12 protein-coding genes are annotated in these 12,998 nt (G+C 45.6%); 4 read left to right on the top strand and 8 right to left on the bottom strand.

The window, feature by feature from the left end; all coding sequences use genetic code 11:
- Positions 1-21: 21 nt before the first annotated feature.
- A complete protein-coding gene (gene murQ / locus ACXABW_RS21475) occupies positions 22-924 on the bottom strand; it encodes an N-acetylmuramic acid 6-phosphate etherase (RefSeq protein WP_457525477.1) in 903 nt (300 codons plus the stop codon).
- Positions 925-1,164: 240 nt separating this feature from the next.
- On the opposite strand from murQ, the gene ACXABW_RS21470 reads away from it, so the two are divergent.
- The gene (locus tag ACXABW_RS21470) at positions 1,165-2,016 is read left to right on the top strand and encodes an SIS domain-containing protein (protein ID WP_457525476.1); all 852 of its coding nucleotides are present in this window, start codon (positions 1,165-1,167) and stop codon (positions 2,014-2,016) included.
- 32 nt (positions 2,017-2,048) lie between these two features.
- Here the strand turns inward: ACXABW_RS21470 and ACXABW_RS21465 are convergent, their stop codons facing one another.
- From ACXABW_RS21465 to ACXABW_RS21440, 6 genes are all read right to left on the bottom strand, one after another.
- Positions 2,049-3,440, bottom strand: coding sequence for a glycoside hydrolase family 1 protein (locus ACXABW_RS21465; protein WP_457525475.1), 1,392 nt, complete (start codon positions 3,438-3,440; stop codon positions 2,049-2,051).
- 139 nt (positions 3,441-3,579) lie between these two features.
- The gene (locus ACXABW_RS21460; RefSeq protein ID WP_457525474.1) at positions 3,580-4,974 is read right to left on the bottom strand and encodes an O-antigen ligase family protein; all 1,395 of its coding nucleotides are present in this window, start codon (positions 4,972-4,974) and stop codon (positions 3,580-3,582) included.
- Between the two features lie 141 nt (positions 4,975-5,115).
- Positions 5,116-5,586, bottom strand: a complete 471-nt coding sequence (locus ACXABW_RS21455) for a DsrE family protein (protein WP_252032882.1) — start codon at positions 5,584-5,586, stop codon at positions 5,116-5,118.
- 39 nt (positions 5,587-5,625) lie between these two features.
- Positions 5,626-6,342, bottom strand: a complete 717-nt coding sequence (locus ACXABW_RS21450) for a DsbA family protein (protein ID WP_457525473.1) — start codon at positions 6,340-6,342, stop codon at positions 5,626-5,628.
- Between the two features lie 274 nt (positions 6,343-6,616).
- Entirely contained in the window at positions 6,617-8,020 is a 1,404-nt protein-coding gene (locus ACXABW_RS21445) for a sensor histidine kinase (protein ID WP_457525472.1), read from the bottom strand.
- The gene (locus tag ACXABW_RS21440) at positions 7,998-8,678 is read right to left on the bottom strand and encodes a response regulator (RefSeq protein WP_252032877.1); all 681 of its coding nucleotides are present in this window, start codon (positions 8,676-8,678) and stop codon (positions 7,998-8,000) included. Before ACXABW_RS21440 ends, ACXABW_RS21445 begins: the two co-directional genes overlap by 23 nt.
- 158 nt (positions 8,679-8,836) lie before the next feature.
- On the opposite strand from ACXABW_RS21440, the gene ACXABW_RS21435 reads away from it, so the two are divergent.
- Entirely contained in the window at positions 8,837-9,337 is a 501-nt protein-coding gene (locus ACXABW_RS21435) for a GlcG/HbpS family heme-binding protein (RefSeq protein ID WP_252032874.1), read from the top strand.
- A gap of 90 nt (positions 9,338-9,427) precedes the next feature.
- Here ACXABW_RS21435 and ACXABW_RS21430 read toward each other — a convergent pair whose 3' ends face one another.
- Entirely contained in the window at positions 9,428-11,104 is a 1,677-nt protein-coding gene (locus ACXABW_RS21430) for a DUF342 domain-containing protein (protein WP_457525471.1), read from the bottom strand.
- A 311-nt stretch (positions 11,105-11,415) separates the two neighbouring features.
- Between ACXABW_RS21430 and ACXABW_RS21425 the strand changes: the two genes are divergently transcribed.
- Together ACXABW_RS21425 and ACXABW_RS21420 are read left to right on the top strand one after the other, a co-directional pair.
- Positions 11,416-11,853, top strand: a complete 438-nt coding sequence (locus ACXABW_RS21425; protein ID WP_457525470.1) for a hypothetical protein — start codon at positions 11,416-11,418, stop codon at positions 11,851-11,853.
- On the top strand, positions 11,853-12,839 hold the full coding sequence (locus ACXABW_RS21420) for an efflux RND transporter periplasmic adaptor subunit (protein ID WP_457525469.1): 987 nt from the start codon (positions 11,853-11,855) through the stop codon (positions 12,837-12,839). Before ACXABW_RS21425 ends, ACXABW_RS21420 begins: the two co-directional genes overlap by 1 nt.
- Positions 12,840-12,998: the final 159 nt, after the last annotated feature.

The raw sequence follows: 12,998 nt of genomic DNA, 5'->3' as shown, positions 1-12,998 counted from the left end.
TTTCTCTTCAGGATATTGGTTTTAAGCGTTAATCAGCGCAGTGCGAATAAACCCTTTGCTTTGCGCTAAACGTTGTTTTGCTTGTTCTGCATCGATGTTTGCAAGAATCATTAGAATTGCGGTTTTACAATGGCGATCACACGCATCCAAGGCTCGCTGTGCTTGCTCGCTGCCTACACCAGTTGCCTCAACCACAATATTGACTTGGCGTTGTACCAATTTGGCATTGGTGGCTTCTACATCGACCATTAGGTTTCCTAGCACCTTACCGCTTCGAATCATTGCTCCGCTGGTAAGCATATTCAGCACCAGTTTTTGCGCAGTACCTGCTTTCATTCGAGAAGAGCCAGTGACAACTTCAGGGCCAACTACTGGCGTTATGGCAATATCCGCAGTGCTGGCCATTGGAGAATTGGGATTGCATGAGACTGCAGCAGTTGTTGCACCAACGAATCGCGCATAAGACAACCCACCAAGCACATAAGGAGTACGACCACTTGCCGCAATTCCCACCACCACATCAGAATCCGTTAGATTGAGAGACTTTAGGTCAGCTTGAGCAAGTGCGGCGTCATCTTCGGCGTTTTCTACCGCTTTAAGAATTGCCTGATGTCCACCAGCAATAAGACCGATAACCAAGTCAGGATGAGTACCATAAGTTGGTGGACACTCACTAGCATCCAAAATACCCAAACGCCCTGAAGTACCAGCGCCGATATAAATCAGTCGACCACCATTCGCAAACGCGTGAGTAATCGCATCAACGGCTTTTGCCACTTGCGGAAGCTCTTCTTTGACAGCTAGCGCCACTTTTTGATCTTCTAGGTTGATCACCTCTAGCATCTCAATTGTCGATAACGTATCGATCTCTTCGCTGGCGGAATTACGGCTCTCTGTGACCAAACGGGTCAAATCAATTTTCATTTTTCTATCTCTTACCAAATACAAACTGAGGGCGATTCTATGGAATAAAATATTCCAAATTAGTGATAACAATCACAATTAGGGTTATTCAGAGAGCGTCTAAAAAATGGAATAATATGAGAACAAATTGCTTAACCTAACTTAATAAGCGTAGATTAGTATTGATAAAGCAGTGAGTTAGGCTAAATAGCGATTATTTTCGTCTTGGAATAATTTATTTCAAATAATTGGAATTTTGTTATGTCAGTAGTAAATAAAATTGTCACTAGAAGAACTCAATTGTCTGCGAGCGCACGAAAAATTGCTGATTGGGTGATTGCCAACACAGAAACAGCGGCGTCATTGACCAGCCAAGAGTTAGCCCATGCCACTGATGCTAGCCAATCCAGTATTGTGAAATTTACTCAAAAGATAGGTTTCAAGGGATACAGCGAATTCAAATTTGCATTAACTGAGGAACTTGGTCGTAAACAGGCTATCCAAACCACGCCGCTCCACAGCGATATCCTTGCCGATGATCCTTTCGCAGTAATTTCTCAAAAATTAGTGAAGGCCAAAACTGATGCAATGTTTCAAACAACGAATGCTTTGTCTTTAGATACCTGTGCAGAGGCGATCCGTCTACTTGACGGAGCAAATAGGGTCCAAGTCGTTGGAATTGGTGGCTCAGCTCTGACCGCTAAAGAATTCAGCTTTAAACTTCTGAAACTGGGTATTACCGCTCTCACCGAACAAGATAGCCATGTTCAAATTGCCATCGCTAGGACCTTAACTCCTCTGGATGTACAAATCGTGATTTCTTTTTCGGGTGAGCGTAAAGAGATCTTGGCGGCCGCAGAAACAGCCAAAGAGCAAGGTGCAAAAATCATCGCACTCACCTCACCTCGCAAAAGCAGATTACGTAATATTGCAGATTTATCATTCGCTACCATTGCTGATGAAAGCCAGCATCGGAGCTCGTCTATAGCATCGCGCACTGCACAAAATGTGATTACCGATTTGCTGTTTATTGCTTTGGTTCAACAACGAGACGAATCCGCGCGAAAACTTATCGACGATATCAGTTCCGATATTCGCCAGATTTCAAGCTAAAAAAGCGGAGCCATTGACTCCGCTTTCAGTCGCTATTCTTTGAGACTAGCACCGTTGGTGCGAATTACCTCTTGGTACCAAAAGAAGCTCTTTTTGCGCTTTCTTTCCAGCGTCCCTGAACCGTCATCATGGCGATCGACATAGATATAACCATAGCGTTTGCTCATCTCGGCAGTTGAGTTGGCCACCAAATCGATCGGACCCCAGCTGGTGAAACCCATGAGTTCAACGCCATCCAATACCGCTTCACGAGCCTGCACTAAATGGTCATTGAGATACGCAATTCGGTAGTCATCGAGAATTTCACCTTTCTCATTGACTTCGTCGCGTGCACCCAAACCATTTTCAACGATAAATAACGGCTTTTGGTAGCGATCGTACAAGAAGTTGAGCAGAACTCTCAGACCTTTCGGATCAATCAACCATCCCCACTGGCTTTTCTCTAAGTATGGGTTTGGCACACTATCGACGATATTACCGACTTCTTTTTGTTTCGGGTCGGCACTGGCACATCCGCTGGCGTAATAACTGAATGATACAAAATCAACACTGGCAGAGGCGATGATTTCTAGATCACCCTCTTCCATTTCAATCTTAATACCGTTTTCACGGAAATAGCGCAGCATGTAGCCAGGGTACTTTCCTCGTGCCTGTACATCCCCGAAAAACAACCACTTGTTGTTTTCGTGCATCGCTGCAATCACATCATCCGGGTTACAGGTATACGGGTAATTCAGAGCACCGAGCAGCATATTGCCTATTTGGGCATCCGGAATGATGCTGTGACACAAATTCACAGCCTTGGCATTAGCAATAAGCTGATGATGAATCGCTTGATATATCGCTTGCTCGGAGGCTTCTTCAGGCAAACCCACTCCTGTAAATGGCGCATGTAGCGACATATTGATTTCATTAAAGGTCAACCACAGCTTTACTTTGTCTTTATAACGCTCAAACACCGTACGCGCGTAACGTTCGAAGTAATCAATCAGTTTTCTATCTGCCCAGCCACCATAGTTTTCAGCCAGCGAAAATGGCATTTCATAGTGAGATAGGGTCACAAATGGCGTGATGTCGTATTTGGCTAGCTCATCAAAAATCTTGTCGTAATACGCTAAGCCAGCTTCATTGGGCTCTTGTTCATCACCATTGGGGAAAATGCGGGTCCAAGCGATTGATAGGCGCAAACAGTTGAAGCCCATCTCATTAAACAAAGCGATGTCTTCTGGGTAGCGACGATAAAAGTCGATCGCTACGTCTTTGATACCATCAGTACGTTCATTCAAGACTTGATGAGGGCTTAATATCCCGTTAGGCAACATATCAGATGTAGACAGTCCTTTACCGTCTTGATTAAACGCGCCTTCAACTTGATTGGCTGCAATTGCGCCGCCCCACAAAAATGAGTTTGGAAAAGTCGCCATAATGACTCCAATAATAAGAACAGATCAGTAAATGTATCCGAATCCAAAAATAAAAGATTGGATGAATATCAAGTTTAGTCAACTCTGACAGGCTTATGACTGTGTCAAAATAAACCCAACACAGCCCCATACGGAGCGATCAATGCTCTTTCGATAGCGAGCTGGCGTGTTGCTTGACGAATACGCTGTTCGCCGTCGTCAAAGCAACAAGAATATAGACAGGCCAAGTAAAGCCTTGAGTGAGGAAAGATCCCGAGACACAAAAAGCGACGATCCCTGCAAATATGCCTTCACTCATCGCTGAGGAAATAGCAGGAAATTGTTCGCGCCGTTCGGCCACGGTATATAGAGTCGTTGCGGCTGTTTTTAACATCACAACTATCATGATGATAAACAAAATTACACCCAAAAAGCCGGTTTCCGCCAGCACACCAAACCATGTACTGTGCACCGCGTGATTCATGCCATCCCAGTGCGCACTGTAGAAAAAGTAGTTATACAAAAAATTATCTAACCCTACGCCCGTAAACGGGTTGTCCAAGGCCATTCTATATGCTGCGCCCCAAGCATAAATCCGCCCCATCGCCGATTCGTCTATACCATCTTCGGCCGCCCCACCTGATTGTCGGCCGTCGACCCCTGCAACCACATACAAAATGGCAAGGACCAGCATGCCACCAACCATCAACAAGGCTTTCGATTTCACTCGTCGATAGGCAAAAATCCCCAATACACTCGCAATCCCCAATATTCCCCCACGGCTCTGGGTCGCGATAATGGCCCAAACAATCAGCAAGACAGCAACCATGCCAAAGAGCCGTTCAAACGTTGCGATTTTTGGAGTGAGGAACAGCGCTAAGGCAAACGAGAGTGGAAACAGCAATACCAAAGATAAGTCGTTGGGATCGCCCAACACCGATTGGAAGCTACGGCCAATTGTGACGCGTGTGCCTTCTACAAGGCCAATTCCCGCCAGTTTGTTACTGATCGCCACCAATGCCACCATGACACCCGCTAAGCAGAACATCCTTATCGCCAACTTGAAATGGCGAGGCTCGGTCAGGATCGATGCCAGTACCGGTGTCATGATCGCGATTTTCACATAGGTGCTAGTGAAATAACTGAGCGATGCCGGGCGATTAGTGGCGAACATCACTCCCAAAGTCACCGCGACAAAAAACAAATAGAAGCAGGTCAGCTCTTTACTGCCTTTCAGTTGGATATTCCTTGAAATAAAGATATGCCACGAGAAGGTAAACAACGTCGCTAACGACAGTAGTAAAGGAATGCGGAACGGCATTAACACTGGAAACGCTTCGTGAATTCGAAAGTAAGAAAACACGATGAACAACAAAGCGAATAAGACAGGGAAACGAAGAGTAAACAGCACGGCAATTGGCACAAATGCTAGCCCGACAGATACAACAGGGTGAGGCACTAAATACCAAGCTAAACCGACAAACAATAAGACACTAGCAATCACCAGAAAGTGATGATTACTTGCACTCTTATCATTACTTCTAGACGGCCCCATAATGCACTCCCATGCGATGTTTAGTTCAACATTGCAATGGAAGTGCCATAGGTATCTATATGATATTTAGTCGTTATTCTATTGCGCTTGCGGTAATTCCTATTTTAAGAATCATATCGACAATCAAGTTTTGACTATAGATTACATACGAATAAGCACGTAACCCTTTTCTTGATATGCTCGTATAGCCATTGGCGCTCGCTCAACTACTTCTACGTGATCAGCAAAGTCACTGGCGTCTTTTCCATACCAAGAAGCGTGAGTTGCACACACTTCAACGCTAATCCCATTACTCACTAACGACTGGGTTAGATCGTGAACACCACTTTGAGAGCCCTGATTCTCTTTCAGTAACGCAAACTGTTCCGAGCCATGACTTACCACCGCTACTTCAATGTTTGGGTGCTTAGCTTTGAGCGTATCGGAAAAGTGAGAAATCTGGTTAAGGATTCCGGTAAACGTCCCCTCTTCCCATTCCATCACTTCAAACACCACCCCAACCGGAGGAGAATCACTGCTGATGATCTCCGCCACCTGTTGCTCGCTCTGTGCAAACGCGAACGAAGACACCAGCATCAGCCATAAAACGGCCAGTTTTTGTAAACATTTCATCACCAACTCCTTTGTTGTAAGTTGCACTAAATCGACGGATTATTTGGCCTGTTCAAGTTTCTCTGCCACTAAAGGTTCAAGCTTGTTGTATGGAAGATAACCTTCAACAATTTGACCGCCTACAATCATGCCTGGCGTCCCTCTTAGTCCTAAGTCAACAAACAGCTGGTAGTTCTGCTCTAGCAACTCGGTGGTCTTAGGGTCAGTTGTAAGCTGGTCTGAGACATCTAAACGTTTAGCGATTTGGTTCAGTGAAGTCATATCGTGAACGCCCGATTTTTTGATAAGCATCTCATGAGCTTGCTGGTAGACATCGCGCTCGTTTTTCCACAAGTTCGCCGCCAATACCGACGAGTTCGTGACATTTCCGCGCTCACGCAACGGCACATAAATGTTGATGACTTTAACATCCTCAGGGTATGCCTCGGTCAGCTGATTCAGCACAGGATCCAAACGTTTACAGAAAGGACAGCTGTAGTCGGTGAAGTTAATGATGGTTACCGCTGCATTTTCAGCGCCAAACCAAGAGTGGCTTGGGTTGTTATGCATATAATCGTGATATTTCTCCATCACATTACCCGTCATGGCTGCTTGGTTAACGTATTGATTTAGGCTGTCATACAAGCCGTCAATGACGGTTGGGTTTTGCTCAAGCATGACGGTGATCTGTTTGATTTTTTCTTCTTGTGTCATCGCTAGCGCTAAAGGGGAGAGTAAAGAGGCGGCTGCCAGCGAGGCAATCAATTTAAGTTTCATAGGTATCCCTAGATGGTTGACTTAAGTAAGCAACTGCTAATTTAGCAATCTAACTGATACTCTCACTTAGCCTTTTAGCTATCTAGCGAATAAATGTGTCTAATCATTAGAATTATCCTATTTATGAAACATGAAAACTGAATGAAAACCACCAATCAATCCCTTTATTTATAAGGTTTGAGCGATATTTTTCACTTATTGAAAATTTACGTTTCTTAACAACCAGAAGGGAAAACCTTGGCGCTAAAGGCACAACGCCAAGACAGAACAGTGACTAACGAGGCAAAGTTAACATAAACACACTGCCTTGATTTCTCTGTGACTCCACCGATATCGTGCCCCCCAAACTACTAACCATTGCAGCTGCTAAAGATAGCCCTAGCCCATATCCACTGATGTTACTTCGGCTTGTATCGACTCGATAAAGGCGTTCGAATACCAAGTCTTGGTACTCAGGAGCAATGCCGATTCCATTATCAATCACACGAATCTCTAACTGGTTATTCCCTCCTATAACGCTTTCAAGCACCACCCGACCACCTGCTTCAGTGTACTTAATTGCGTTATCAACTAAGTTAACCAACACTTGCGTGAGTTTGTCTGGATCAGATTGAATCAGGCGGTCAGTTGTATTACCAACGGCTAAGCTCACCCCTTTCTCATCCGCAACATCTTCATACCAACTGACCACGGTGTTCATTATGTCTCGCACGTCGGTGTCGATTGATTGCGCAGCCCGCTTTCCGATCAGCTCATCATTCAATTTCATTAAAGCCGTTAACATATTGCTGGCCTGAGCGGCATGCTCTGAGCAATCGGCTAGTGCACTTTCTAGAACCTTAGGCTTGTTTGGGGAAGGCTCATGCATTAAGGCCTGTTGTGAGGCCAATGTAATACGAGATAACGGGGTGCGAATATCGTGAGCAATTGCATCCACAGTCGTATTGAGAGTAGTTGTGACGTGTTGCAACCGACCGATGGCTTGATGAACACTATCACGAATAAGACCTAGCCCTTGCGTTGAAAGGGGAGCGGCGCTAGGTGTGTCTAAATCCAATTCACCGGCACGTAATCGCTCCAGCAAGGAACCCAAAGTGATTAACGGTGAAATCGTCCGGCCAATAATGATATAGGTACAGATGCCTGTCACCACCACTAGCATTAACAGAGCATAGAGGGTTAGGAGCCACTGTTTTAACGCAATGTTGTAACGTGCCTGATTATCAAGAACCAGCCAGAAATCTTGCTGTTCACCCGTCAACTTAATCGCCATATACGGGCTGATAATAAACGCTTGAAACCAAGATTTATTGTTGGCTACGTACGTTGCTAAGTCATTCTGAGCAGGAATATTGTCATCTCCAGAGACGAAAATGACGTCACCAGAGCCCGCTTTATCGACAGAAAATGCAGCCACATTGTTTTCAGTCAAACGGAGAGGATTTGCAACCAGAACATGCTCTAAACGCTGAGCAGAGTCGTAGGTCAAAATTCGCTGATACTCCGTAGCCATTGAGTTCATTAGCTTCTTTTCTGTCTGGTACAAATCGTAAAAGAAGAAGCCACCGACCACAGCTTCTATGACCAACAGGCATACTAATAGCACTGCCATAAATCGGCACAGCAAGGCCCGCTGAGTCTTTTTAAGAGCCGCATCAATGGCCAGATTTGAGGACATAGCCGACTCCTCTTAAGGTATGAATCAGAGCGGAAGAAAAGGATTTGTCTACCTTGCTTCTCAGCCGGCACACCAAGACATCCACCACGTTTGTTTGTGGATCAAACTGATGCCCCCAGACCTGCTCCAAAATAGCGGTTTTAGAAATGACTGTTTCTGGGTTTTCCAAAAACTGCTTCATCAACATAAACTCACGTTGATTGAGTGGAATAGTTTGCCCGCTGCGGCTTAAAGAATGTTTAAGCAAGTCTAAACATAATTCATCGTACTCTAAGACATGAGATTGCTGAGCAATGTGTTTTCCTCTGCGGCTAAGAGACTGACACCTAGCCAGAAGCTCAGGAAAAGCAAAAGGTTTGATCAAGTAGTCATCAGCCCCAGACTGCAGGCCTTGAACCCTCTCTTCTACAGAGTGTTTGGCACTAAGAATAAGAACCGGAGTACTGTGCCCTTCCCCTCGTAATTGAGACAGCACTTCGAAACCATCTTTGCCAGGCAACATAATGTCGAGAACAATCACATCGTAAGATTCTGTTATTGCATGATGTAAACCGTCAATCCCATTCTCTGCGTGGCAAATCGAACAGCCTTCCTGCTGAAATCCATTAATTAGAAAACGGGCGATATGCGCATCATCTTCAATTAGTAAAACCTTCATCACTTTTCCATGTCATCGCTAACCTTTTATCTACTCTACCAATATCTATTCTCAAATTTAATAAACATTACAGCTTTGTAATGATTGGGAAAGTTGGAGGCAATACTGCCCTTGCTAGGATGCACTTACTGAAACAACAACGTCGAACAGGAGTTCACATGAAACGTCTAACACTAGCAGCCTTCACTTCTTCACTGATTTTCTCTACTACTTCCTTTGGCGCTTTCGCCAATGAAGCGCCAGCAACATCATCATTTAGTCAAATATCTTCCAGCACCGCATTCTCACTGGCTCATGAAGCAGTTAAGCAATGTGAAGCGAAAGGCTACAATGTGACAGCAACAGTGGTCGGTGTGTCTGGCAATGTCATCGCGCAACTACGTTCAGATAACGCAGGTACACACACGTTAGACAGCTCTCGTCAAAAAGCATTTACCGCGATGAGCATGAAACAGCCTACGGCTAATTTAATGAAACTTATCGCCGAAAAACCGATTATGCAGCCGCTACAAACTATGGATGACAACCTACTATTTCTCGCTGGAGGAGTGCCTATCACGATCAACAACGCTGTTGTTGGAGCGATCGGTGTCGGAGGTGCCCCTGGCGGTCACTTAGACGTGGAATGTGCGGATGCTGCCATAAAAGCAGTACTGTAAACGCCACACTGCCTTTTGTTTTTAGCGCCTAGTTAGCGCTAAAAACAAAAAAAGAGGCCATTTAGGCCTCTTTTTATCGTTTCTACCGCTCTACAAATCATGCTCTAACGCTTCTTCCCCCATCATAGAGGTGCATTCAATTTTGTACTGGTTGTACTTAAATACACTAGGGCCGTGAGAACGCTTGGTTGTGACTTTATCTTCCCCAAATTGAACCGTCACGTGGCTATACACTTTATTTTTCGCTTCAATGGTATTGGTCACGAGCAACGCATCAAATTCTTCCATCAAGGAGTCGAGCGCCTGCTTGGCTTTCTCTAGGTTGTCGTTTGACTCTTGTTTGAATTGCTCTATCTCTTGTTCTGCCGTTTCTGAACGTTCCGCTTTTGGCGTTTTTCTTAACTCAAGCTCTTTGCGAACCACTTCCATAGTCGCTTCTTGCGAGACTTTATAGTGGGCTTTGAGTTTGCTTAGGCGTTCTTTATACATGGCATATTTGGCGAAACCTTCAACGTGAGTCGGCGTGTCCCCTTCAACGCCTAAGTTTACACACGTGACCTTGCCACCAATGCGCGCATGTCCACCACTCAGAGTACCTTGACGGCCGCCCGCATCACTGACGGTAATATCCCCCCCACTACGAATGGCATTGTTCAAGCAGTGCACCGATAGTTCGATATTTTCTGCGGCTTGAAGTTCTGAATACTGTGCGTAGTTAGCCTTAATTGACCCACCAGACTTCACCACACAGCTTTTCGATTCCCCTTCGGAAACAGTGTGGCCGATAATGCCCTTAGCCACTTCAATGTTACCTTGAGCTTGTACATCCGCCGATTCAATGAACCCAGCAACCGTAATTGAGCCCGTGGCACGCACCACCATATCGGATTCAATGTTCCCAGTGACGATTATCGATCCTTTAAACTTAACGTGCCCAGTTGCCACACCGATCTCTTTGAGGCAAAGAGCGTTATCCACTTCTACGGATTTTTCTTTCAAGATCGGCATACCCGATAGGCTTGCAATAAGAAGATTAGGATCGGTTGGCGACACCTCCGAGCCCTTACTGGCCGAAAGGGCTTTGTCGTTGCCTGGTTTAGGTGGGATGAGTTTACCTTGAACTGTGATACCCGGTTGCCCTTTGGTGGCGGGCACTCGTTTCATCAGATGATCACCAACATCGACAGTCACCGTTTCGCCTAAATCGAGCATGTCGACCTTGTCTTCTCCCTCGGCTTTTGGTGCGAGTACACGTTTGGTGGCATCTTCGACTAACGGAATAAACTTGGCATCTTGCCCTTGCACAGGTTCTTTGCCCTTTGCCACCGGCTGAGTAAACACTTCGCCTGCTTTAAGTTGATTACTCATCACGAGCACTTTCTTCAGCGCCAGTTTATTAATCCCTTTGGTGACATGAGCCTCAGCCAAAGCATGAACAATTTCATTGCCACGTAAACCGCGCCCGCCATACGCCCCAGTGACTTTCATCGAGGCCAGCATATCGTGGGAAGACAGTTCTACTTCGACCTGCGCGTTGCGTTGCTGGGCAATCACGATACCGTCGTACGCGTCTTTTTTTAGGTCCTTAGCGTAGTTCACAAATCGATTCACATCATCTTCTAGCAACAATAAATGGGTCGCTTCTAGTTCCTCAATGGCTTCGCTAAGCCCTCGAGTATCAAAGCTCTGATCGACTGTTATCTCTGGCGATAGCCTTGCAATCACTTGCTTACCATCGTCCGACAATGAGACGAATTTTTTCCACATACCATGAACCTACTGCTTACAAACATCCATTTTCTTTCAGTCTATACAATTCAGTTTAGGCGCAAAATAAATCAGTCTCGAAATTAAGGCATATGTCACCCAAAGGTCGATGTACGAGAAGCAGTGTTCGAGTCCCGTCAAACTCTGCGAAAAAAGTGCGGCGCCATCCACTATCAAAACCATTGCATTATTAGTGCCACCTTCAAATTCAGCGCCATAAAAGCATTTTCCCATCATGGCACAAAATGGTAATAACCACCTTTCCTTAGTGGTTAAATGGCAGCAGTTGATATAAATATTTAAGAGGTCACATGGCACAAGATATCTGCATCGAAGCCAAACCATCTTTCCTAAGCCGGCACAAAGTAAAGTTTGCGGTCGTGGCCGCTTTGCTTTTGATTGGTTTGGGGTCTGTCGGATTGAGCTCCGCGTTCGTGATTCATCATACCGACATTCCAGACTCGTACTGGACTACTACCTCCGTTCTCAAGCCCAAACTGCTCGATACTCCGGTTTTCATTGGTGCCCTGACCATGATAACCATCACAACATTGGCGCTGGTGGTTTGGGGTTATTGGAAACTGCACTCTCTGCCGAAAAAACACTCCGCGCATACCGGCCAGCCTAAGTTGGTCTTTTGGTTATGCATGTTGGGCTTTTTCTACGGTTGGTTATGGATTGCCGCCATTATCATCGTTGTGATCGATTGGGAGAAACTGTCGAACGCAATTCGGAGGCTAACTCGCTAATGAAAGAACTTCTCTATCCCTATATTTTTATCTGCTGGTTGTTGTTAAAAACTGGCTTAGTAAAGAAAACCCCCACCAGCCTCACAACCATGGTCGTGGTTGGTATTCTGATGAACGTAGCAGTCTTTTTCGCGCACCGATTCTACTCCCCCGTCGATCTCACCGATTCATCCGTTGTACGTGCTCAGTCAGCCATTTTGAGCCCAGTAACAGAATCTATCGATCGCTACTATGTCGACCACAATGAGCGGGTTAAAAAAGGCCAGTTGCTTTACACCCTTGTCGATGATGAACAAGAAAATACTATTACCCAGTTAGAAGCCGATATCGCAGGTAAACAGACTCAGCTTGAACAAAACCAAGATGATCTGGCTCGTTTGAAAAAACTCGAGCACTCTGTCGCGCAGCGAGATATTGATGCGGCCGAAAGCCAAATTGCGGGTTTAGAGTTCGAAATCGAGTCACTACAGGCACAGCTAAAGCAAGCGCAGTATGAATTGAGCTTATTGGAAATCCGAGCCCCATTCGACGGTGCGATAACAAGGCTTGATACCGCAGCAGGCTCGCGAGTGGGTAACCTGCAGATTTGGAACACCGAAAATAAGATGCTGGAAATGCGCATTCCCGATCAATTATGGAACCGCGTCAAAGCTGGGCAATTTGCTGAGTTTTATGTTGATGCCTACCCTGGGCACATTTTTCGCGGCCGAGTCCATTCGATAACGCTAGCGACCGGTGAAGCGCGAGGCACTCATTTGAGCCAAGAACCGGGGGTGGCTCAGCAGCTAATGAACAACTCTCGTAATATTGGCCGTACCGTTCTGATCGAATTTAGCGAACCTGAAGGCATTGAAATACCCATTGGCGCCCGTGGCTCAGCGTGGATAGCAACAGAAAAACCGTTCGCGTTGCTTGGCCCTATCGACATGTTAGGTGCGGCAACCCTAAGACTTAAAGCAATGAAAAGTTTCTTAGGTGCGTTCTAAAAACAGCGACGACTCTTGGTAGGTTAAAAGCCCAGCATGAATGCTGGGCTTTTCAGTTTTCCTTCATCTCTATTTTTACAGTGTAAATAACGGCTTAATAAGCTGATCAAAAATGGCCACACATCGTGGCCATTAAGATTGAAGATTTATCTAGCAACT

The sequence above is a fragment of the Vibrio paucivorans genome (genome assembly GCF_054053395.1).
The sequence above is the reverse complement of the archived record's forward strand: the minus strand, read 5'-3'. Positions and strand labels throughout refer to the sequence as shown.

Coding starts and splice junctions, on each gene's coding strand:
- ACXABW_RS21470 (WP_457525476.1), top strand. CDS start 1,165: ATGTCAGTAGTAAATAAAATTGTCACTAGAAGAACTCAATTGTCTGCG.
- ACXABW_RS21440 (WP_252032877.1), bottom strand. CDS start 8,678: ATGAAGGTTTTACTAATTGAAGATGATGCGCATATCGCCCGTTTTCTA.
- ACXABW_RS21435 (WP_252032874.1), top strand. CDS start 8,837: ATGAAACGTCTAACACTAGCAGCCTTCACTTCTTCACTGATTTTCTCT.
- ACXABW_RS21445 (WP_457525472.1), bottom strand. CDS start 8,020: ATGTCCTCAAATCTGGCCATTGATGCGGCTCTTAAAAAGACTCAGCGG.
- ACXABW_RS21455 (WP_252032882.1), bottom strand. CDS start 5,586: ATGAAATGTTTACAAAAACTGGCCGTTTTATGGCTGATGCTGGTGTCT.
- ACXABW_RS21450 (WP_457525473.1), bottom strand. CDS start 6,342: ATGAAACTTAAATTGATTGCCTCGCTGGCAGCCGCCTCTTTACTCTCC.
- ACXABW_RS21460 (WP_457525474.1), bottom strand. CDS start 4,974: ATGGGGCCGTCTAGAAGTAATGATAAGAGTGCAAGTAATCATCACTTT.
- ACXABW_RS21425 (WP_457525470.1), top strand. CDS start 11,416: ATGGCACAAGATATCTGCATCGAAGCCAAACCATCTTTCCTAAGCCGG.
- ACXABW_RS21465 (WP_457525475.1), bottom strand. CDS start 3,440: ATGGCGACTTTTCCAAACTCATTTTTGTGGGGCGGCGCAATTGCAGCC.
- ACXABW_RS21430 (WP_457525471.1), bottom strand. CDS start 11,104: ATGTGGAAAAAATTCGTCTCATTGTCGGACGATGGTAAGCAAGTGATT.
- ACXABW_RS21420 (WP_457525469.1), top strand. CDS start 11,853: ATGAAAGAACTTCTCTATCCCTATATTTTTATCTGCTGGTTGTTGTTA.
- murQ (WP_457525477.1), bottom strand. CDS start 924: ATGAAAATTGATTTGACCCGTTTGGTCACAGAGAGCCGTAATTCCGCC.